At 47.6% G+C, this 19,502-nt stretch carries 20 protein-coding genes and 1 riboswitch; of the genes, 7 read left to right on the top strand and 13 right to left on the bottom strand.

All coding sequences use genetic code 11. From position 1 onward, the window contains the following. Positions 1-32: 32 nt before the first annotated feature. The 5 genes from ACHKAR_RS03715 to ACHKAR_RS03695 all read right to left on the bottom strand — a co-directional run bounded on the left by ACHKAR_RS03715 (position 33) and on the right by ACHKAR_RS03695 (position 6,017). Positions 33-878 carry a hydroxymethylglutaryl-CoA lyase gene (locus ACHKAR_RS03715; RefSeq protein ID WP_395416222.1) on the bottom strand — a complete coding sequence of 282 codons (846 nt, stop codon included), beginning with the start codon at positions 876-878 and terminating at the stop codon, positions 33-35. Positions 879-904: 26 nt separating this feature from the next. Then, positions 905-1,861 carry a methylenetetrahydrofolate reductase [NAD(P)H] gene (metF, locus tag ACHKAR_RS03710; RefSeq protein ID WP_395416221.1) on the bottom strand — a complete coding sequence of 319 codons (957 nt, stop codon included), beginning with the start codon at positions 1,859-1,861 and terminating at the stop codon, positions 905-907. A gap of 61 nt (positions 1,862-1,922) precedes the next feature. Then, complete coding sequence (metH, locus tag ACHKAR_RS03705) at positions 1,923-4,598, bottom strand: methionine synthase (RefSeq protein ID WP_395416219.1); 2,676 nt, start codon at positions 4,596-4,598, stop codon at positions 1,923-1,925. A gap of 27 nt (positions 4,599-4,625) precedes the next feature. After that, on the bottom strand, positions 4,626-4,988 hold the full coding sequence (locus tag ACHKAR_RS03700; RefSeq protein WP_159578609.1) for a four helix bundle protein: 363 nt from the start codon (positions 4,986-4,988) through the stop codon (positions 4,626-4,628). Between the two features lie 15 nt (positions 4,989-5,003). Beyond that, positions 5,004-6,017, bottom strand: coding sequence for a homocysteine S-methyltransferase family protein (locus ACHKAR_RS03695; protein ID WP_395416218.1), 1,014 nt, complete (start codon positions 6,015-6,017; stop codon positions 5,004-5,006). A 49-nt stretch (positions 6,018-6,066) separates the two neighbouring features. Further along, positions 6,067-6,184, bottom strand: a riboswitch (SAM riboswitch). Positions 6,185-6,270: 86 nt separating this feature from the next. On the opposite strand from ACHKAR_RS03695, the gene ACHKAR_RS03690 reads away from it, so the two are divergent. From ACHKAR_RS03690 to ACHKAR_RS03670, 5 genes are all read left to right on the top strand, one after another. Next, on the top strand, positions 6,271-7,176 hold the full coding sequence (locus tag ACHKAR_RS03690; protein ID WP_395416217.1) for a Ppx/GppA phosphatase family protein: 906 nt from the start codon (positions 6,271-6,273) through the stop codon (positions 7,174-7,176). A 42-nt stretch (positions 7,177-7,218) separates the two neighbouring features. Continuing rightward, positions 7,219-7,461 carry a CBU_0592 family membrane protein gene (locus ACHKAR_RS03685; protein ID WP_159578603.1) on the top strand — a complete coding sequence of 81 codons (243 nt, stop codon included), beginning with the start codon at positions 7,219-7,221 and terminating at the stop codon, positions 7,459-7,461. Positions 7,462-7,478: 17 nt separating this feature from the next. Then, a complete protein-coding gene (locus ACHKAR_RS03680; RefSeq protein ID WP_395416216.1) occupies positions 7,479-8,219 on the top strand; it encodes an NYN domain-containing protein in 741 nt (246 codons plus the stop codon). Between the two features lie 65 nt (positions 8,220-8,284). Next, positions 8,285-9,049, top strand: a complete 765-nt coding sequence (locus ACHKAR_RS03675) for a helix-turn-helix domain-containing protein (RefSeq protein WP_395416215.1) — start codon at positions 8,285-8,287, stop codon at positions 9,047-9,049. A gap of 91 nt (positions 9,050-9,140) precedes the next feature. Further along, complete coding sequence (locus ACHKAR_RS03670; RefSeq protein WP_395416214.1) at positions 9,141-9,530, top strand: DUF1398 domain-containing protein; 390 nt, start codon at positions 9,141-9,143, stop codon at positions 9,528-9,530. Between the two features lie 251 nt (positions 9,531-9,781). Here the strand turns inward: ACHKAR_RS03670 and metG are convergent, their stop codons facing one another. Next, on the bottom strand, positions 9,782-11,839 hold the full coding sequence (metG, locus tag ACHKAR_RS03665; RefSeq protein ID WP_395416213.1) for a methionine--tRNA ligase: 2,058 nt from the start codon (positions 11,837-11,839) through the stop codon (positions 9,782-9,784). Between the two features lie 190 nt (positions 11,840-12,029). Between metG and ACHKAR_RS03660 the strand changes: the two genes are divergently transcribed. Then, positions 12,030-13,880: a M61 family metallopeptidase gene (locus tag ACHKAR_RS03660; protein ID WP_395416212.1), complete on the top strand. Its 1,851-nt coding sequence runs from the start codon at positions 12,030-12,032 to the stop codon at positions 13,878-13,880. Positions 13,881-13,939: 59 nt separating this feature from the next. Here ACHKAR_RS03660 and ACHKAR_RS03655 read toward each other — a convergent pair whose 3' ends face one another. Further along, complete coding sequence (locus tag ACHKAR_RS03655) at positions 13,940-14,401, bottom strand: hypothetical protein (protein ID WP_395416211.1); 462 nt, start codon at positions 14,399-14,401, stop codon at positions 13,940-13,942. Between the two features lie 52 nt (positions 14,402-14,453). Then, on the bottom strand, positions 14,454-14,708 hold the full coding sequence (locus ACHKAR_RS03650; protein ID WP_395416209.1) for a hypothetical protein: 255 nt from the start codon (positions 14,706-14,708) through the stop codon (positions 14,454-14,456). Between the two features lie 92 nt (positions 14,709-14,800). Here ACHKAR_RS03650 and ACHKAR_RS03645 point away from each other — a divergent pair, with 92 nt between their 5' ends. Then, a complete protein-coding gene (locus ACHKAR_RS03645; protein ID WP_395416208.1) occupies positions 14,801-15,079 on the top strand; it encodes a rhodanese-like domain-containing protein in 279 nt (92 codons plus the stop codon). A gap of 49 nt (positions 15,080-15,128) precedes the next feature. Here ACHKAR_RS03645 and ACHKAR_RS03640 read toward each other — a convergent pair whose 3' ends face one another. From ACHKAR_RS03640 to ACHKAR_RS03620, 5 genes are all read right to left on the bottom strand, one after another. Next, complete coding sequence (locus tag ACHKAR_RS03640; protein ID WP_159578583.1) at positions 15,129-16,058, bottom strand: SDR family oxidoreductase; 930 nt, start codon at positions 16,056-16,058, stop codon at positions 15,129-15,131. Positions 16,059-16,114: 56 nt separating this feature from the next. Beyond that, the gene (locus ACHKAR_RS03635; RefSeq protein WP_395416207.1) at positions 16,115-16,531 is read right to left on the bottom strand and encodes a DUF6691 family protein; all 417 of its coding nucleotides are present in this window, start codon (positions 16,529-16,531) and stop codon (positions 16,115-16,117) included. Beyond that, the gene (locus tag ACHKAR_RS03630; RefSeq protein ID WP_395416206.1) at positions 16,528-17,088 is read right to left on the bottom strand and encodes a YeeE/YedE family protein; all 561 of its coding nucleotides are present in this window, start codon (positions 17,086-17,088) and stop codon (positions 16,528-16,530) included. The genes ACHKAR_RS03635 and ACHKAR_RS03630 overlap by 4 nt, the downstream gene beginning before the upstream one ends. A gap of 72 nt (positions 17,089-17,160) precedes the next feature. Continuing rightward, a complete protein-coding gene (locus ACHKAR_RS03625) occupies positions 17,161-18,246 on the bottom strand; it encodes an SO2930 family diheme c-type cytochrome (RefSeq protein ID WP_395416205.1) in 1,086 nt (361 codons plus the stop codon). A 2-nt stretch (positions 18,247-18,248) separates the two neighbouring features. Then, the gene (locus ACHKAR_RS03620) at positions 18,249-19,481 is read right to left on the bottom strand and encodes a parallel beta-helix domain-containing protein (RefSeq protein WP_395416204.1); all 1,233 of its coding nucleotides are present in this window, start codon (positions 19,479-19,481) and stop codon (positions 18,249-18,251) included. Positions 19,482-19,502: the final 21 nt, after the last annotated feature.

The raw sequence follows: 19,502 nt of genomic DNA, 5'->3' as shown, positions 1-19,502 counted from the left end.
CTAAAAAATCAGATCTTAAAATTGTCTATTAACTAGTGAAATACCTCATTAGAGATCAAAAGAGACTCGACCAACGCCTCATCGTTGATGGCTATCTCCGCACTCAATTCACTGAGCACCTTCAGTATGTTTTCTGTGGCCATGTTTCCGACCAGGTCGTCTTTAGCCATGGGGCAACCTCCGAACCCACGTAGCGCACCATCCATACGCCTACACCCCGATTCATAGGCCGCCACTATTTTCTCCCTGGCTGTCGCCGGGTTGGAGTGCAGATGAGCTCCAAACTCAATGTGAGGAAATTTGGGAATCAGCGTTTGGTACAAAGTGGATATCCCCTCAGGTGTGGAAACCCCCACAGTATCTGCCAAAGAAATGATTCCTACTTCCATCTCATCCAACTGATCCACAAACTGCCCAACAAAATCCATCTCATAGGGATCTCCATACGGGTTACCAAACCCCATGGACAAGTACACCACCAACGTCTTTCCATCCATTTGGCAGATCTCCTGTATCTCCGCCAGGTTATCGAAAGCATCATCTATGGACCTGTTGGTGTTTCGCTGTTGAAAAGTCTCCGAAAGTGAAAGCGGATACCCCAAATACTGAATTTCCTCATAATCAGCTGCTTGCTCAGCACCCCTCACATTGGCCACGATAGCCAGTAGTTTGGAGGATGACTCACTCAGATGCAGGCCCTGAAGCACCTCTGCCGTATCCTTCATCTGAGGGATGGCCTTGGGTGATACAAAACTCCCAAAATCGATGGTATCAAACCCTACCCGCAGTAGTTGATTGATGTACTTGATTTTAAGTGCTGTAGGCACAAAGTCGGCTAGACCTTGCATGGCATCTCTGGGGCATTCGATGATTTTCATGGGGTATTTTTATGAGCAAATATACCTTAGAATAATGCCTTGGCAATCCGATAGACTGAGTCTGACTTGCCCATAGAATAATAATGAAGCACCGGCACACCTTTCTCCATCAGTTCTTTTGACTGCTGAATGCCCCATTCTATTCCCACTTCCTTCACCGCTTTATTGTCCTTACATTTCTCTATCTCATTGTAAAGATCATCAGGTATGTCTATGTGGAAAATGCTTGGCAAAGCAGTCATGTGGCTCTTGGTGGTAATGGGCTTGAGACCAGGTATGATCGGCACATTGATCCCGGCTGCCCGACATTTCTCCACAAACTCAAAATATTTACTGTTTTCAAAAAACATCTGAGTCACAATGTACTCAGCCCCTCTGTCCACCTTCTGCTTCAGGTATTTCAGGTCTGACTTCAGATTAGGAGCTTCAAAGTGCTTTTCCGGATAACCGGCCACTCCGATACAAAAACTAGTGGGCACTGCGTTTTGCAGTTCTTCGTCGAGGTACTTTGCTTCATTCATTCCCATCACCTGATCTACCAGGTCAATGGCATAAGCATTGCCATCGGGCTCTGGTCTGAAGGTTTTTTCCTCTGCAATAGAGTCTCCCCTCAACACCAATACATTGTCTATCCCAAGGAAATTAAGATCAATGAGGGCGTTTTCTGTTTCCTCTTTGGTAAATCCCCCACAAATGATGTGTGGCACCGGATCCACATTGTACCTGTTTTTGATCGCTGCGCATATCCCTACCGTTCCAGGTCGCTTTCTGATGGTCTTCTTTTCCAACAGTCCATTTTCCCGGTTTTTATAAACAAACTCCTCCCGGTGATAGGTCACATCTATAAATGGTGGTTTGAATTCCATCAATGGATCTATGTGCGCAAAAAGTGAATCAATACTATCTCCCTTCTTTGGGGGGATGATTTCGAGTGAAAACAAGGTGCTTTCCGTGGAAGCTTTGATATGTTCGGTTACTTTCATTTTTCTATATAAAAAGCCAATTAAAACCTGGCTAACGATAATTTATTCTACTCAGAGCTCATTAAGAATTGTAGCCCAAATTAGGTGCAAGCCAGCGCTCCACCTCAGACAGCTCCATCTGTTTACGTCGGGCATAGTCTTCCATCTGATCCTTATATATTTTGCCCAGTCCAAAATATTTTGACTCTGGGTGGGAAAAGTAAAACCCACTGACGGAAGCTGCCGGGAACATAGCCATGCTTTCCGTGAGCTCCACGCCTATGCTCTCTTCTGCTTTTAGCAAGCCAAAAAGCGGTGGCTTTTCGGTATGATCCGGGCAGGCAGGATAACCTGGCGCAGGACGGATGCCCTGGTAAGTCTCCTTGATCAGATCATCATTCTGCAACTGCTCATCCTTGGCATATCCCCAGAGTTCTTTCCGCACTTTTTCATGCATCATTTCAGCCAGGGCTTCCGCAAATCTATCCGCCACAGCCTTGATCATGATGGACGAATAATCGTCATGATCTGCCTCATACTTTTCCGCAATTTCTTTGGCCCCAAACACGGACACGGCAAAACCACCAAGGTAATCCTGCTGGCCGGTTTCCTTTGGAGCAATGAAATCTGACAAGCTGATATTCGGCAGGTTAGAGCCCTTCTGTCCCTGCTGTCGCAAAAAGTGGAAGGTCTCCTGCAACTTGCCTGACTCATCATAAATCTCCACATCATCCCCTACGGCATTGGCAGGAAATAAACCTACCACGGCACTTGCACGAAGCTCTCCATTGGCAATCACCTGATCAATCATCGCGTTGGCTTCATCATATAGCTTCCTGGCCTCCTTACCGATGGTCTGGTTTTCGAAAATTTGCGGGTATTTTCCTTTCAGCATCCAGGTGGAAAAGAAAGGTGTCCAATCAATGTATTTCCTGATATCGGACAGGCCGACATTTTCAAAAACCTGAAGCCCGGTATGATTTGGAACCGGAACCTGATAGGATTCCCAATCTATTTTCACCTTATTGGCCCTGGCAGCTTCATAGGTAATTCGTGCTTTTTCGGACTGACGACTCTCATGGCTGACCCTCAGCTCCTGATACTCTTCCACCGTTTTCTGCACCAGCGCATCTCTTTTCTCTCCCAGAAGGTCCGAGGCTACCCCCACACTTTTGGAAGCATCCAACACATGAATCACCGGGCCAGAATATTTAGGTGCAATTTTCACGGCAGTATGAATCCTGCTGGTGGTAGCCCCACCTATGAGCAATGGTTTCTTGATCCCTCTGCGCTCCATCTCAGCGGAAACATGCACCATCTCGTCCAGCGAAGGGGTAATCAATCCACTAAGGCCAATAATGTCTGCATTCTGCTTCTCTGCTTCGTCCAGAATGCGCTCTGCTGGAACCATCACCCCCAGATCCACGATATCATAGTTGTTGCATCCCAGAACGACGCCCACGATGTTTTTCCCAATGTCGTGCACATCGCCTTTCACGGTAGCCAGCAGGATCTTTCCCTTGCTAGTCTTGGTATCACCGGAGCGCTCCTTCTCTTTTTCCAGATAGGGAATCAGATAAGCCACGGACTTCTTCATTACCCGGGCGCTTTTCACCACCTGAGGCAAAAACATCTTACCCGAACCGAAGAGATCTCCCACCACATTCATACCATCCATCAGCGGACCTTCTATCACGTGCAAAGGCTTATCATATTGCTGCCTGGCCTCCTCAGTATCTTCTTCTATATAGTCCACAATCCCTTTGACCAGTGCATGCTTCAGCCGCTCCTGCACCGATTGTTCACGCCAGGCATTGTCTTCCACTTTCACTTTACCCTGACCCTTTACGTTTTCGGCAAGTGTCAGCAACCGCTCCGTAGCATCCGGCCGGCGATTGAGCAGTACATCTTCTACATGCTCCAGCAGGTCTTTAGGGATTTCGTCATAGACCTCTATCAAGCCGGCATTGACAATGCCCATGTCCATACCATGTTTGATACCATGATAAAGAAATGCCGAGTGCATGGCTTCCCGCACCACATTATTACCTCTGAAGGAGAATGAAACATTGCTCACTCCGCCACTTACTTTGGCGCCGGGCAGGTTTTCCTTGATCCATTTGGTGGCGTTGAAAAAATCCACCGCGTAGTTGTTATGTTCTTCTATACCCGTAGCTACCGGGAAAATATTCGGATCAAAAATGATGTCCTCTCGGGCAAAGCCCACGGTATCTACCAGCAGGTCATAGCAGCGCTTGCAGATGCTGATTCGGCGCTCGTAGGTATCGGCTTGACCTGCTTCATCGAAGGCCATGACCACTACTGCAGCACCATATTGTCGTATTTTGTTCGCTTGTCGCAAAAACGGTTCTTCCCCTTCTTTCAAACTAATGGAGTTCACCACGCCCTTGCCCTGAATGCACTGCAATCCTGCCTCTATGATCTCCCATTTGGAGGAGTCTATCATTATCGGAATTCTGGAGATCTCTGGCTCGGAAGCAATGAGGTTGAGGAATTTTACCATGGCCGCTTTACCATCCAGCATACCCTCGTCCATGTTGACATCCAGGATCTGTGCACCACTGCGCACCTGATCGAGTGCTACGTCCAGCGCTTCATCATATTTATCCTCCAGGATCAATCGCTTGAAACGAGCCGAACCTGTAATATTGGTTCGCTCACCCACGTTCACGAAGTTCGTTTCAGCAGTGATGATCAAAGGCTCAAGGCCTGAGAGTTTTAGTGGTTTAATATTCATCCGTTATCTGTATTCAGTATCCAGTTATCAGTTTGTTTCATTCAATGATTTCCGGAAAGACTGAATCATTTTTGTAAGTATTAATAATTCTTGATATAAGGCATCAAACTGATCGGTAGTGATTAATTGCCTGGCTCTGGCCAAGTAGATACATCCCACCACCTCAACGCAAGACCTCAGCGAGATCGCCAGAAATCTCTTAAACTCCTTCTTCGTTTGACCTGTACTCCCCTCTGCGATATTCAGGGAAACAGAATCCGCCGCTCTCTTCATTTGACTTGTTAAGGCAAACCTCTCCTCAACCGGAAAACACTTGGTCAATGCATTCACGTTCTGCGACAACTCCAGTGCTTTCTGCCAGATTTTCAGGTTTTCAAATATGAATGACATGAAACCGCCGACTGATTACTGAAAACCGAGATCTGAAGTCATTTGCTTCCTCGGCTCATACCTTCCTGCCACTTCGGCGATGGCCCTGATGTGATCGGGAGTGGTACCACAGCACCCACCCAAAATATTCACTAACCCCTCTTGCAAGTACTCTTCTACCTGGGCAGCCATTTCCTCGGCGCTCTCATCATATTCCCCAAACTCATTGGGCAGTCCGGCATTGGGGTGAGCGCTTACCAGAAAATCAGACTTCTCAGCGAGGGTCTGCAGATAAGGGCGCAGCTGCTTGGCACCCAGCGCACAGTTCAAACCAATACTGAGCAAAGGCATGTGAGAAACCGAAATCAAAAAGGCCTCTGTGGTCTGACCAGAAAGGGTCCTCCCGGAAGCATCAGTGATCGTGCCCGACACCATGATCGGCACGCGCGCACCCCTTGCTCTGACTACCTCATCTATGGCCATGAGTGCTGCTTTGGCATTCAGCGTGTCAAAAACAGTTTCTACCAACAGCGCATCCGCACCACCGTCCAAAAGTCCTTTGACCTGCTCTATGTAGGCTTCTTTCAACCCTTCAAAGGTCACTGCACGGAAACCTGGGTCGTTGACATCCGGTGAGAGTGAGGCGGTTCTGTTCGTTGGCCCAATAGACCCTGCCACAAATCTGGGCTTGTGAGGCTCCTTAGCGGTGAATTCATCCGCTACCTCCCGCGCAATCTTCGCACTCTCATAGTTGAGTTGGTAAGCCAGGTGCTCCAGCTGATAATCTGCCTGGGCAATGGTAGTGCTGCTGAATGTGTTGGTCTCGGCAATGTCTGCACCTGCTGCAAAGTAGGCTGCGTGTATTTCCTTGATCACATCCGGTCGGGTGATGGAAAGCAGGTCATTGTTGCCCTTCAGGGATGAGGGATGATTCTGGAGCGACTCATTTCTAAAATCCTCCTCTTCCAGCTTATACCGCTGGATCATGGTGCCCATGGCACCATCCAAAATCAATATTCTCTCCTGAGCTATTTCTTCTAGCTTGTTCATATCCAAAGATTAAAACCATTTATTCAGGAGAAAGGTACCGGAGTGGATTACTTTATCTCTTCCAGACAATGCCTGGATGGGAGTTGGCACCGAAATTCTGATCAGATGACCAGAAAAGGTTGCCAAGGCTTCATAGGGCCCAATCCCTCTGCCTTTCTCGATAAATGTGGTGGCAAATATAGGGGGAGATTAACACAATAAAAACATTTGCAATTAGGTTCTCATCCGCCCAAAGGAGTATTTTTACTCCCCAATGAAATTTGCTGCAATAGACATAGGCTCCAATGCCATCCGCTTACAGGTCACCAAAGTAATCGAATATGAACAGCTCATCACCTTCAAAAAACTCCAGTATGTGAGGTTTCCACTCAGACTTGGTCATGACGTGTTTACCAACAAAATGATCAGTCCGGTGAATCAGGAGAAGTTCGTGAAACTGATGACCGCCTACAAAAACCTGATAGACCTCTATGGGGTGGACCACTATTTTGGCTGTGCCACCTCTGCCATGCGCGAGTCTGCCAACGGAAAAGCACTTACCGAAAGGGTGCTGAATGAGGTGGGCTTAAAAATCAACATCATCAGTGGTGTGAAAGAAGCCGAAATGATCAATGAAGTGATTAGTCTGGATCTGGATGACAAAACCTACCTGCATGTGGATGTGGGTGGGGGTAGCACCGAGCTCAATTTCTATTATAAACAGAAGAAAGTGGCTTCCAAATCCTTCAAAATCGGATCAGTGAGGCGGCTGGAGCGTCACGACTCACCCAGGGCCTGGAAGGAGATAGAGCGCTGGGTAAAAGATGAACTCAAAGACCATAAGGAGAAAGTCACAGCCATAGGCACGGGCGGAAACATCAACAAAATATATGAGCTCTCGCCGGTTTCCAAAAAAAGGAAAATCTCGCTGGAAAGCATCATGAAAGTGCAGGACTACCTCGGCAACCTCACCCTGGATGAGCGCCTGAACCGGCTGCAACTGAACCCCGACCGGGCCGATGTAATCATCCCTGCTTCGGAAATCTATGTGCACGCCATGAAGGCTGCCGGAGCCAGGTCCATGCTAGTACCCGACATTGGGTTGAAAGACGGAATCAACTATTACCTTTTTGAGAAGTACTACCCCAGACGCGGAAAGATCTTTGTGAAAAACTCATGATCTGAAAATCCCTACATTTGCCGATCTAAAAATCGCGCAATCATGACAATCATAGAAGCTATTGGCTGGCTGGGTGCCGGCTCACTCCTGGTAGGTTTTGTACTCAACATCTTTCAGAAGATCGCCGCTGGCTCCTTCCCTTATTTACTCCTCAACCTGGGTGGCTCGGCACTCCTGCTTTACAATGCCTACATGAACGGCGCCTATCCCTTCGTGGTGGTCAACCTTTTTTGGGTCGTTTTTTCGGGCATTAAACTCTTCCAGCTGTCCTTTAGCAAATCATAAAGCCGTAGCTTTATAGGATGGACAAAGATCATAACCTGGCAGTACTCATAGATGGGGACAATATCCCCTCGGCTTATGTAAAGGAAATGATGGAGGAGATCGCCAAGTATGGCAACCCCACTATCAAACGGATTTATGGCGACTGGACCAAGCCCAATCTTTCCAAATGGAAAAACATGCTCCTGGAAAACGCCATCACGCCCATCCAGCAGTATGCCTACACCACCGGCAAGAATGCTACCGACTCGGCCATGATCATTGATGCCATGGACATCCTGTACTCCGGCAAGGTCAATGGCTTCTGTTTGGTCTCCAGTGATAGTGACTTTACCCGACTGGCTACCCGGCTGAGAGAGGCCGGCATGACGGTGATAGGGATCGGCGAAAAGAAAACTCCCAACCCATTTATAGTGGCCTGTGATCGGTTTATCTACATTGAGATCCTCAAGAAAGCAGAAAAAACCGCGCAAGACCCTAAAGGCAAGCCGGCTAAAAAGGATGAGGATGACAAAATCACGCCTAAAGTGATCAGCCTGATCAGTGCCACCATCTCCGACTGTGCCGATGATGATGGGTGGGCCTTTCTGGGCGATGTGGGTGGTCTGCTTCAGAAAAAGCAACCCAATTTTGACTCCAGAAACTTCGGATTCCAGAAGCTCACTCCTATGATCAAATCGATCAATAAGTTTGAAATAGAGCAGCGCGAAAACCAGCGCGGCGGGAAGTACAAACTCGTGTATGTGAGGAATAAGGATTGATCCTCCTCCCAGGCTGAAAAATAATACTTGACTCGTAATGGTTATTCTGCTAGCTTGGTAGTCCCATGAAGTTTGACAGACATCCTCCGACCGAAAGGCTAAAACCCTACATCAAATATTTTGTGGTGTCGGAGAATGAATTGGGCAGTGAGTACAAGGTTTTTCCTTCTTCAGGGTTGGTGATCGGGTTTCAATACAAAGGGCAACTTTCAGCAATGAATGGCAAGCAGGAAGACCGACTAAGCACCTCAGGTATTACGGGCATTTCAAAGAGTTATAAAACCTTTAAGAACACCCCTAACATTGGAACCATCCTGGTTTATTTCACTGAAACAGGGTTTACGCATTTTGCTTCACATCCGGCGAACGAATTGTACAACTTAAGCCTGTCTTTGGCGGACATTTTTGACCAGGGAGTCACCAAAGAAGTCGAAGAAAAGTTGTTTTCAGCTACTACAGACCTGCAGCGCATTCAGATAGTTGAAGCGTTTTTGCTCTCGCAATTAAAAGACATTCAGGCAGATCGCTTAATTGTAGAAGCGGTAAAACTCCTCTGCCAAAGCCAGGGAACCATTCGCATTCAGGAGCTGCTTGAAAAACTGCATATCAGTCAGAGTGCATTTGAAAAGCGCTTTCGAAAAGTAGTAGGAACAACACCCAAAAAATTCGCATCAATCATTCGATTCAATGCGGTGCTTGACAGCCTGAATGAGGACAAATCGCTCACCGAAATCTGCTACGAGCATCATTTCTTCGATCAGGCTCACTTCATCAAAGACTTCAGGCTCTTCACGGGTGATACGCCCGAACAGTTTAAGCACTCCCTGTAAAACAACGACTTTTTACAATTACCAAAATTCCCCCGCTCTCACCTTTGTCGCTCAAAGCCAATCGAAACGTTCAATCAAAAACCAAAGTACAATGTTTACAGTAGAACAACTCAAAGCCGCCCACAGCAAAGTCAAATCAGGAGCCGACTTCCCTGCGTACATTCAGGAAATCAAACTATTAGGTGTAACCCACTACGTGGCTTATGTAGGCGATGGGCACATCGACTATCACGGGCCTAACCATTATGCTGTGAAAGTACCCCCTAAGTACAACCCATTGCCCATTGCAGACAGCCCCAACTATGAATCCTTTAAAGACGGATTAGCGGCTCACCAGCAAGGCCAAACAGATTTCCTCACGTTCATTAGGATGTGTGCCCAATTTGGTATTGAAAAATGGGTCATCAATATCGACACCATGACCTGTACTTATTTTGATAAAGCCGGTAATGAAGTTCTGGTGGAAGAGATCCCTCATTAAAAACAAATTAGTTTGATTTAACTAGCTAGACAACCACGATCATCAGGTTGTGTATCCTAAGCTCCGACACAGGGTAGACAAAGCTATGTGTGACTTTTTTCCAGCAGAACAGCACACGCCATCCATAAAATGCTGATAGGTAGAATGAAATACCGCAGCATTCCCAGTCAGTGACCCCATCCAATAAACAAGAAAGCCCCTACCAGCACTTGCAGTCCGGTAGGGGCTTTCTCTAACGCTGCTATTGCCCTTTAGGCTATGCCGGCACCATTCTCTGCGTCTTTGTCAGGACTCACTGCCTTGAGCGAACCGTCCGCATTTTCGGCAAAAAGGAGCATGCCCTGAGACTCGATGCCCATGATTTTCCGGGGTGCGAGATTTGACATCACCACCACCTTCCGGCCAACCATTTCTTCCGCAGTGAAATGCTTAGCTACTCCACTCACAATGGTCCGCACATCCAAGCCAGTGTCAACCGTGAACTTCAGCAGCTTATTGGATTTCTCCACCTTCTCGGCGGTCTTGATCTCCCCTACCCGCAGGTCCATTTTCATGAAGTCATCAAATACCACCTCATCTTTGGCCGGAGCCACTTTGGGCACCTCGTTGGCTGCCTCATTTGCTTTCTTTGTATCCATTAGTTTTTGCACTTGTGCTTCTACTGTTTCGTCTTCTATTTTATCAAAAAGCAACACGCCTTCATTGATCTGCTGACCATCCGCCATCAGTCCCAAACCGCCAGCCATAGACCAGGCCACTTCCGTCTGGTTAAGCATCTTTCTCAGCTTATCGGAGGTGAAGGGGAGAAAAGGCTCAGATAAGATGGCCAGACTCCCGGCCAGCTGTAGAGCGATGTTCATGATGGTCTCCACCCGGCTCTGATCTGTCTTGATCAGCTTCCATGGCTCTGTGTCGGCCAGGTATTTATTGCCTTCACGGGCCAGGTCCATTAAGTGGGTGGAGGCTTCTCTAAACCTGAACTGCTCCAGTGACTTTTCTATCTTCTCGGGGTAAGTCCGAATGGCAGCAATCACTTCTTCATCCCGCTCGGTGAGCTCATTTCGTGAAGGGATTTTACCATCAAAATATTTGTGCGTAAGCACTACAGCACGGTTGATGAAGTTACCAAAAATGGCCACCAGCTCACTGTTGTTACGGGTCTGGAAGTCCTTCCAGGTGAAGTCATTGTCTTTGGTCTCCGGTGCATTGGCGGTCAGTACATACCTCAGCACGTCCTGCTTATCAGGAAATTCCTCCAGATACTCATGCAGCCACACCGCCCAGTTTCTGGAGGTGGAAATCTTATTGGACTCCAGGTTCAGAAATTCATTGGCTGGCACATTGTCTGGCAGTATATAGTCTCCATCTGCTTTGAGCAATGCGGGGAAGATCACACAATGAAATACGATGTTGTCTTTACCAATAAAATGAATCAACCGGGTATCCTCACTTTTCCAATAGTCCTCCCAGTTTTTCCCCACTGAGGCTGCCCAGTCCTTGGTGGCAGAGATGTACCCTATCGGGGCATCAAACCATACATATAGCACCTTACCTTCTGCCCCTTCCACCGGCACAGGAATCCCCCAGTCCAGGTCCCGGGTCATTGGTCTTGGTCGCAGGCCATTGTCCAGCCAGCTCTTGCATTGACCAGCCACATTGGATTTCCACTCGGGGTGCTCCTCCACTATCCAGTGTCTCAGCCATTCCTCATACTGATCCAGAGGAAAATACCAGTGCTTGGTCTCCTTCATTACCGGCGATTCGCCACTCAGCATCGACTTGGGATTGATCAGCTCCGCCGGGCTCAACGTAGAGCCACAGTTCTCACACTGATCACCGTAAGCCTCCGGAAAGCTACAGGTAGGGCAAGTTCCCTTGATGTATCGGTCCGCCAAAAATTGCTTGGCTTTGGGGTCATAAAACTGCTCTGAAGACTGCTCTACAAATTTGCCATGGTCATTCAGCTTCTTAAAGAAATCCGAGGCTGTTTTATGATGTGTTGCTGAGCTGGTGCGAGAGTAGATATCGAAACTAATCCCAAATTGCTCAAATGACTTTTTGATCTGCTCGTGGTACTTGTCTACCACCTGCTGAGGAGTCACTCCTTCTTTGCGCGCCCTCAACTCTATAGCCACTCCGTGCTCATCGGAGCCACAAATGAAAGCCACATCGCGACCTTTCAATCTCAAAAAACGTGCATAAATATCTGCGGGCACATATACCCCGGCCAGATGACCAATATGCACCGGACCATTGGCGTAAGGCAGCGCAGAGGTGATCGTATATCTTTTAAATTCCTTGTTTGACATATTTGTAAGTAGAATTGACCGCAAATATAGAAAGATTCAAGAGGGAGCGTAAGCTAAAAAGATTAATCCTTTGTGTATAGATCAACCCACCTACCATTTGTCAGTAGGCCTAACCATTGGCATAAAACATCCCTAAGAATGCCTTAAAAATTATATTTCTTTGCGCCACTCTAAAATCAAAAGAACAACTATGAAAAAGTCTGTGATAGCGGCGTTGATGCTACTGACGCTGAGCTGGTCATACGCCCAGTCTGAAAAGTACAAAGTGGAGATAGAACTTACGGCCACTGCCAATGATCAAGTCCCAGTGACCATCTACACCCCCTCGTCAGATGCTGAATACCTGGAGTATCACATGGCCAAAGTGGTGCCAGGTACTTATAGCATCTCCGATTTCGGAAGGTTTGTTTCCAATTTCAAAGCCTTCGACAAAGAAGGAAACTCCCTGCAGGTAGACACCCTTTCTATCAACCGGTGGAAAATAGCCAACGGTGGTCAGTTACATAAGATTACTTATCTGGTAGATGACACCTGGGATAAGTTTGATGGGTACGGAGACAATATCGTATTTGAACCCGGCGGCACCAACATCAATGCCGAAGAGAAAGTCTTTGTGTTGAATACTTTTGGGTTTATCGGTTATCTGGATGGGTTGAAATTTTCTCCCTATGAGGTGAGCATTACCCACGGAGAAAACACCTTTGGGGCCACCGCACTGAGAAAGAAAACAGTCAACGCAACTGAAGACCTCTTCTTTGCAGACGACTTTAATTTTCTCGCAGATGGCCCTATCATGTACAGTGTACCGGATACCATCTCCCGAAAAATCGCCAATGCCAATGTGCTGGTTTCTGTGTTTTCGCCTAACAAGGCCCTCTCTGCTGCTGAGGTTATGGACAAGATCTATGACCTGATGGAAGCACAAAGTAAGTACCTGGGTGGGCAACTGCCGGTAGACAGATACGCCTACCTCATCTACCTCAACGATGATGGCACCCTATCCGGTGCGATGGGCGCACTGGAGCACAGCTACTCGTCTGTATATTCACTTCCTGAAGCGGGCGCTGATAGGATTGGTCAAACGGTAAGAGACGTGGCGGCCCATGAGTTTTTTCACATCGTCACACCCTTGAATATCCATTCTAAGGAAATCGGTGAGTTCAACTACATAGAGCCTGAAATGTCCAAGCACCTTTGGCTATATGAAGGCGTGACAGAATACAGCTCCATGCATGTGCAAGTGAAATACAACCTCTACGGGCCAGAGACCTTCATGGAGGAGATTCAGGACAAACTCCGGACCGCCGACCGTTTCCCTAATGTTTCCTTCACAGAAATGAGTGAGCGAATCCTGGAACCGGAATTTGAAAGAATGTACACCAACGTGTATTACAAAGGTGCACTGATCGGAATGTGTCTCGACCTCTATCTCATCAAGTACTCCGATGGTGAAAAAGACCTGCAGTGGCTTATGAGAGAGCTGGCTAAAAAGTATGGCATGCAGGTGTCTTTTGAAGATGACGAGCTGTTCAGTGTAATAGAGGCACTTACTTACCCTGAGGTGGGTGAGTTTCTAAGGACTTATGTAAGTGGCGACACGCCATTGCCAATAGCAGAAGTACTCAGCTGGGCTGGCATAGAATACATTGCAGAGAAACCTGGCAGTGAAATCACTTTTGGTGATATTGGGATCACCCTTACCGAAGAACGAGAAATCATGGTGGATGACCTTTCAGAAGCCAATGCTTTCGCCAAAGATCTTGGCTATCAGGTGGGCGACGTGATCACTGAATTCAATGGTCAGGCTTTTGAACTGTCAGCAGTGCGTAAGATCATCAGTGATTTCAAAGCCAACACTACTCCGGGTACCAAGGTGACCGTGGTGGTAAAACGTGAGAAAAATGGTAAAGTGAAGAGCAAAAAGCTCAAAGCCAAGGCTCTGCAAATCGAGACAATGGATCAGCACTTCCTTGAGTTTGTAGAAGAGCCCACTGAAAGTCAGTACAAAGTCCTTCAATCCTGGATTGTAGCTGATAAGTAATCCTTATTGGTTTGACGAAAAGGGGAATATGAAAGCATTCATATTCCCCTTTTTTTGTCTCAATTTTTGTAAGTCAACTGAATCCCTGAGCCATTAGAAATGTAGCCCACGGCTCCCTCCCTATTCACTCGGAAGCGAATGACAAGCTCTTTTGCATGATCCTGAAGATAACCCGCAATGTTTTCGGTCTTCCGGGTATGCATCACATACCCGATCACCGACTCCACTCTGGTCAGCGGTATAGCTTGCTGGCCCTTGATGTCATAGAGTTCAGCCTCCAGCACATCGCCTCCCCTGGTGATCCGGACGGAATAACTCATGACTGCACTTTCTATCGGTAATCCGGCCAGGTCCACATTCACAGGGGTGCAGTAAACCCAGTCTGTGGTGGAATTGTACTGATCACAAAAACAGTTGATGAATTCGGTATGTGGTTTTGGCATATCATCAGCCACCGGGCCATTGATGGCACCACAAGACATTAGGAAAATAAGCAGAAGGGAATAGGTCGGTGTTTTCATACTGCTTTGATATACGAGTACAACCCCTAAAGCAGATTTTTTGTTCGCGACCTCAGGTATTGCACCACTGGCCGGGGAGCAAATAGCGAAATCCCCGATAAATCAAAAGCGTAAAAAACAGCAACCAGGGTGTTCCATGCAGAAGCAAGTCAAAATAATCCATAGGCTGCATGCCTTCCGCTCCGCCCAAAACCCATTGGACTTTGCCCCAAACATGAGGCTCCGGCACAAAAGGAGCTAGCCCCAAAGTCAGTGATAACAGACCGGATGTGCGAAGGAGTTGATTGCTTTCAAGTAATTTTTTCATAAGCCAAAGTTAACCGTACCGTTCAGGAGCTTAAGTAACCATTGTTACCAAACATGATACTCAGAGCCTCTTCCTTTGCAATAAAAAACAAAATGAATATTTCAGAATTGATGGCTCAGGGAGCCACCGTGATAGATGTGAGAACTCCTGGAGAATTTCAAGGTGGAAATGTGGGAGGCTCCATCAACATCCCCCTCAATGAAATCCCACAGCGGGTGCAGGAAATAAAAGAGATCAAAGGAACCATACTATTGTGCTGTGCCAGTGGGAACCGCAGTGGTCAGGCCCATACCTATCTCAGGCATCAGGGAGTAGATTGTGAAAATGCCGGCTCCTGGCTAGATGTAAACAGACTGAAAGCTATGGCATAATCGTCATTGAAAATTGTGACCGGCTGGAGATACTCCAGCCGGTCTTTACTTATCTCCTAAACTTCATCTTGCGCATGCCATTCAGGTATGCCCACATCATTTTGATCTTTGAGCCTCCTTTTCTGGACATCTCCATCGCATCCCAAAGTTCTTCAGGCACCTGATCCAGTTGGTTCATCTCTCCGGCACCTTTGAGCCACTCGCCTCCATCTATGGTCACTACTTCACCATTCACGTAGGCCGAATAATCTGACACCAGATAAGCTGCAAGGTTGGCCAGTTCCTGATGCACGCCTACCCTGCCTACAGGTACTTTGTTGGCGGGATCAAATTTCTCCTTCAGGCCACCAGGTAGCAATCGGTCCCAGGCTCCTTTGGTGGGAAATGGCCCCGGCGCAATGGCATTGGCCCTGATGCCATAGTGTGCCCACTCCACGGCCAATGATCTCGTCATGGCCAATACACCGGCTTTGGCGCAAGCTGAAGGCACCACATAGCCCGAACCTGTCCACGCGTAAGTCGTCACTATACTGAGAATATTTCCTGGGTGTTTGTCTGCTATCCAGTCTTTGCCGAGTGCCAGCGTGAAGTTGTAAGAGCCTTTGAGTACAATATCCACCACTGTATCGAATGCCCTGTGAGAAAGACGCTCTGTGGGGCTGATAAAGTTGCCTGCCGCATTATTGAGCAACACGTCTATGTGACCAAACTGAGCCTTCGAGTCTGCAATGGCCTTTTCGACCTGATCGTATTCGCGTACATCGCAAGCCAGCGGAAGCACCGGGTTTCCCGTTTGATCAGAGATCTCTTTGGCTGTTTCCTCCAGCACATCCAGTTTTCGGCTGGTGATAATGAGGTTGGCTCCCAACTCCGAAAAATAGGTACCCATGGATTTGCCCAATCCGGTACCTCCCCCCGTGACGAGGATCGTCTTTCCTTTCAGTGCGCCCTCTCGCAGCATGCCTTCAGTGTATTTCATATCATTTTTGGGTTTAGTCTCCGAAAGATAACCAAAAATGATTGACACTAATTGTCCTACCTCTGCGGAAGCTTATCCATCACCAGACCATACACAAAGGTGCCCAACACTGCAGCCAGAAAAACGACACCAAAAGCCACAAATCCATTTCCGATGAGAATGTATATAGGACCGGGGCATGCACCGGTCAGTGCCCAACCAAAACCAAAGATGGTTCCGCCAATCAGCGGAGGCCAAAACCTTTTAGCCTTCTCCTGTATCACAATAGGATTACCGGAAATATCCTTGATATTGAATCTTTTGATTATTTGGACAGCAATAATCCCCAGCACCACCGCCGAGCCAATCACCCCATACATATGAAAGGATTCGAACCGGAACATTTCATAAATCCGATACCACGAGATCACTTCTGCCTTGGTCAATACAATGCCAAAAAACACTCCTGCTAATAAAAATCTGAACCTGCTCATAGTACGCTGGGTAAAATCAAGTGTGTAACAATAAGGCCACCAATAAAGAAGCCAACCACAGCTACCAGCGATGGCCACTGGAGGTTGCTCAAGCCACTGATGGCGTGACCGGAGGTGCAGCCATCAGCATAACGAGTGCCAAAGCCTACCATGAAACCACCCAGTACCATGAAGATCAAGCCCTGCCCCGTCAGGAGGTTTTGAAGATTGAAAATCTCCCTGGGAAGAAACTCCGTGCCAGCATTGTCGATACCGTAAGTCTGCAAAGAGGCCACCGTAGCGGGATTGAGCGCGATAGCCCGCTCCGGAGCCATAAACGTGGAAGCGATGTACCCACCAAGGATGGCGCCAGCTGCAAAAAACAGGTTCCACGAAGCTGACTTCCAGTCGAATCGAAAAAAGTCACTCCAGCGACCAGCCCCGCCTATAGAACAAACAGTTTTGAGTGTGGAAGATATCCCGAAGCTTTTGCCAAACAAAAGCATCAATACCATTACCAGTGTGATCAATGGCCCAGCCACATACCAGGGCCATGGTGCCGTTATCAATTCTTTCATAGATTTTTCAGGTTTTTGAAAATTCAGAACATCACTGGCGGATGAAAAGATTTGCTAATGTAAAAATTAAACTCACAAATGTCGCGCCGCCTCCATTTGAGTGATCCATTGGCGAATGAGTTCAATCCCTTCCTCATGTCTCATTTTACGCCCCACCTCCGGCATCATTACCCCGGGATCCAGTGACTCAATGCGATGAACCAGGATTGATTGATCCGGCTGACCGGGCACAATACCGTAGGTCAGTCCTCCGGAACCTCTCCCCGCGGCCACAGGAGGTTTGTTGATACCCAGCTTATAGCTGTCCGTTTCGGTGTAGGTCAGATAAAGACCGGTGTTCTTTGCAGGCCCCTCCGCACGGTGACAATGTGCACAGTTGGTCTCCAACCAGGCACGGGCACGCAGATCAAGCGCACCGGTGCGCTCGTCATCCCACACAGGTAGTTTCGGTCGATCATTCGCATCAGGCAAACCGGAGAGTATCCCAGCTTCTGCCCAGTGATCCAGCTGATTCACCAGGCCTGCCTCATAGGCATAATCCCGATTGAGCTGCCGCGCCGAGGGACCGATGGGCGCCATCTGACCAGAGCGCTCATGGCAGCTCTTGCACTGCACAAGATTGGGCACCGAATAGTTTACTCTTTTTAGAGTTCCAGACGCGTCAGTCCATGATACCGGCACAGTCTTGCCAGCTATTTCCAAAAAGGCTTCTGACTGTTCATCGTTCCAAACATAGGTGAGCGCATTCCAACCTTGAGACTCATGTATCAGCAATCGCGTTTCAATAATCCTTCGCTCTCCATCGGTCTTTCTCAAATCGTTCACGTAATAAAAATTCTTAATTAGAATGGTTCCCACCGGAAAATTCATGACCTCCATGGAATCATAAATGGCCATGGTACCATCCGGTATTTTAACGAACCTTGCCTTTTGAGCATAGTCCGAAAAAAGTGGAGAATTGAGGTCATACGGAAGCACACCTGCAGCCGGGGACAGCTCCTTGAGTGGCTTCGAAAACAGGCCCCAATCGGAGAGCTTTTCTGGCTGATCCAGCCCCACTGTGCCCACCAGGTTCACCTCTTCTATCACCTTCTTTTTGGGGGTGGAATCACAACCCATAAAGACAACGACCAATAAAAGAAAGCTGATAATTTTCATCTCTAAAAAATAGGATCAACGAAGTTTCCCACACAGCTGAACTGTCCCAGGTCGGTGGTGAGATTTTCAAAATCATTCGCAGCATCCAGGTTGGCGAACTTCACATCTTCCTGCTCCACACACAGCGCAAAGTCAGACCCATCCGGGGAGATTCCGTCCCACGCAATATCGGGTGTAGCAAAAGGGAATTTCATAGTAAACAGCAAGCCGAAATCATTCTTCCACGTAGGAAACCAGAAGCTGTTCTTGTAGACATTATTGTGTATGTAAACATCATTAGGATAAGGATCGTAGCCTACATCCTTTTTGGACTTTTCTATGTTTTCGTTCAACTGTGACTCCTCAGTTGTGGCCATTGCTTCCACCAGGTCATAGCTGGCTATGGCCGTACCTATAGTCCTATTGTCTGCGATCAGGTTATCGAAAATCTCAATGTTTCGGGTGGCCAAAAGCATGACACCAGTGCCGGGAGGAACGGTTGCCACCACATTCCCTTTCGGTGCAAAATTTCTGAAATTGTTCTCGTGGATGTTGTTGCTAAACACTCTCGTGGTATGGCCATATTGGGTAAGGCCCGGAAGGTCAAAAACAAGGATCCCACCAGTGTTGTCGTGGGCGTGATTTCCATAGATTTCCACCCATCGGGAATTCTCACTTTCTATGCCTGCCACGTTGTAGTAGGCTTCGTTGTTTCTGATGATCACACTGCCTGATTGTCCTACATAAATCCCCGCATCGGAGGCCCCGATAGCGATGCAATTTTCTACCAGCACATTGCTGGATAGGACCGGGTAAAATGCATAGGCCCCGTTGGATTCCTCAGGGGTACCAGTCCACTGCGACTTGACGTTTCGGATGGTAATTCCCCTGGTATCCGTGACCTTGATATTATCCCCCTTGGCATTCTCTATTGTGAAATTTTCAATGATAATACTAACACCATTAGCAATTTTAAGGCCTTCAGCACCCTCTTCCTGCATCTCAAAAGAGAGAATTGTTTTATCTATACCTTGACCCTTGATAGTCAGGTATTTATTACCATCCACTAAAAGTGATTTTGTAAACATAAAGTGGCCTTCTGGCAGTTCTATGACCGCACTATCTCCAGCTGTGATGAGCTGAGTCTGCAAATCTCGCTCAATAGATTGCCATTTTTCGCCCAGCTCCAAAACACTGGGATTATCACACGAAATGAGGGCCATGGCCAATGCAAAAATCAGGTATGTTGTCTTCATTCTTAAAAGATAGCTAAACCC

This window comes from Marinoscillum luteum (assembly GCF_044005705.1).
GTDB classification, from domain to species: domain Bacteria; phylum Bacteroidota; class Bacteroidia; order Cytophagales; family Cyclobacteriaceae; genus Marinoscillum; species Marinoscillum luteum.
This window is presented reverse-complemented; position numbering and strand designations above follow the sequence as displayed.

What these genes read in the sequence shown, in the direction of transcription:
- ACHKAR_RS03715 (WP_395416222.1), bottom strand. Translation starts at nt 878, where the DNA reads ATGAAAATCATCGAATGCCCCAGAGATGCCATGCAAGGTCTAGCCGAC.
- metF (WP_395416221.1), bottom strand. Translation starts at nt 1,861, where the DNA reads ATGAAAGTAACCGAACATATCAAAGCTTCCACGGAAAGCACCTTGTTT.
- metH (WP_395416219.1), bottom strand. Translation starts at nt 4,598, where the DNA reads ATGAATATTAAACCACTAAAACTCTCAGGCCTTGAGCCTTTGATCATC.
- ACHKAR_RS03700 (WP_159578609.1), bottom strand. Translation starts at nt 4,988, where the DNA reads ATGTCATTCATATTTGAAAACCTGAAAATCTGGCAGAAAGCACTGGAG.
- ACHKAR_RS03695 (WP_395416218.1), bottom strand. Translation starts at nt 6,017, where the DNA reads ATGAACAAGCTAGAAGAAATAGCTCAGGAGAGAATATTGATTTTGGAT.
- ACHKAR_RS03690 (WP_395416217.1), top strand. Translation starts at nt 6,271, where the DNA reads ATGAAATTTGCTGCAATAGACATAGGCTCCAATGCCATCCGCTTACAG.
- ACHKAR_RS03685 (WP_159578603.1), top strand. Translation starts at nt 7,219, where the DNA reads ATGACAATCATAGAAGCTATTGGCTGGCTGGGTGCCGGCTCACTCCTG.
- ACHKAR_RS03680 (WP_395416216.1), top strand. Translation starts at nt 7,479, where the DNA reads ATGGACAAAGATCATAACCTGGCAGTACTCATAGATGGGGACAATATC.
- ACHKAR_RS03675 (WP_395416215.1), top strand. Translation starts at nt 8,285, where the DNA reads ATGAAGTTTGACAGACATCCTCCGACCGAAAGGCTAAAACCCTACATC.
- ACHKAR_RS03670 (WP_395416214.1), top strand. Translation starts at nt 9,141, where the DNA reads ATGTTTACAGTAGAACAACTCAAAGCCGCCCACAGCAAAGTCAAATCA.
- metG (WP_395416213.1), bottom strand. Translation starts at nt 11,839, where the DNA reads ATGTCAAACAAGGAATTTAAAAGATATACGATCACCTCTGCGCTGCCT.
- ACHKAR_RS03660 (WP_395416212.1), top strand. Translation starts at nt 12,030, where the DNA reads ATGAAAAAGTCTGTGATAGCGGCGTTGATGCTACTGACGCTGAGCTGG.
- ACHKAR_RS03655 (WP_395416211.1), bottom strand. Translation starts at nt 14,401, where the DNA reads ATGAAAACACCGACCTATTCCCTTCTGCTTATTTTCCTAATGTCTTGT.
- ACHKAR_RS03650 (WP_395416209.1), bottom strand. Translation starts at nt 14,708, where the DNA reads ATGAAAAAATTACTTGAAAGCAATCAACTCCTTCGCACATCCGGTCTG.
- ACHKAR_RS03645 (WP_395416208.1), top strand. Translation starts at nt 14,801, where the DNA reads ATGAATATTTCAGAATTGATGGCTCAGGGAGCCACCGTGATAGATGTG.
- ACHKAR_RS03640 (WP_159578583.1), bottom strand. Translation starts at nt 16,058, where the DNA reads ATGAAATACACTGAAGGCATGCTGCGAGAGGGCGCACTGAAAGGAAAG.
- ACHKAR_RS03635 (WP_395416207.1), bottom strand. Translation starts at nt 16,531, where the DNA reads ATGAGCAGGTTCAGATTTTTATTAGCAGGAGTGTTTTTTGGCATTGTA.
- ACHKAR_RS03630 (WP_395416206.1), bottom strand. Translation starts at nt 17,088, where the DNA reads ATGAAAGAATTGATAACGGCACCATGGCCCTGGTATGTGGCTGGGCCA.
- ACHKAR_RS03625 (WP_395416205.1), bottom strand. Translation starts at nt 18,246, where the DNA reads ATGAAAATTATCAGCTTTCTTTTATTGGTCGTTGTCTTTATGGGTTGT.
- ACHKAR_RS03620 (WP_395416204.1), bottom strand. Translation starts at nt 19,481, where the DNA reads ATGAAGACAACATACCTGATTTTTGCATTGGCCATGGCCCTCATTTCG.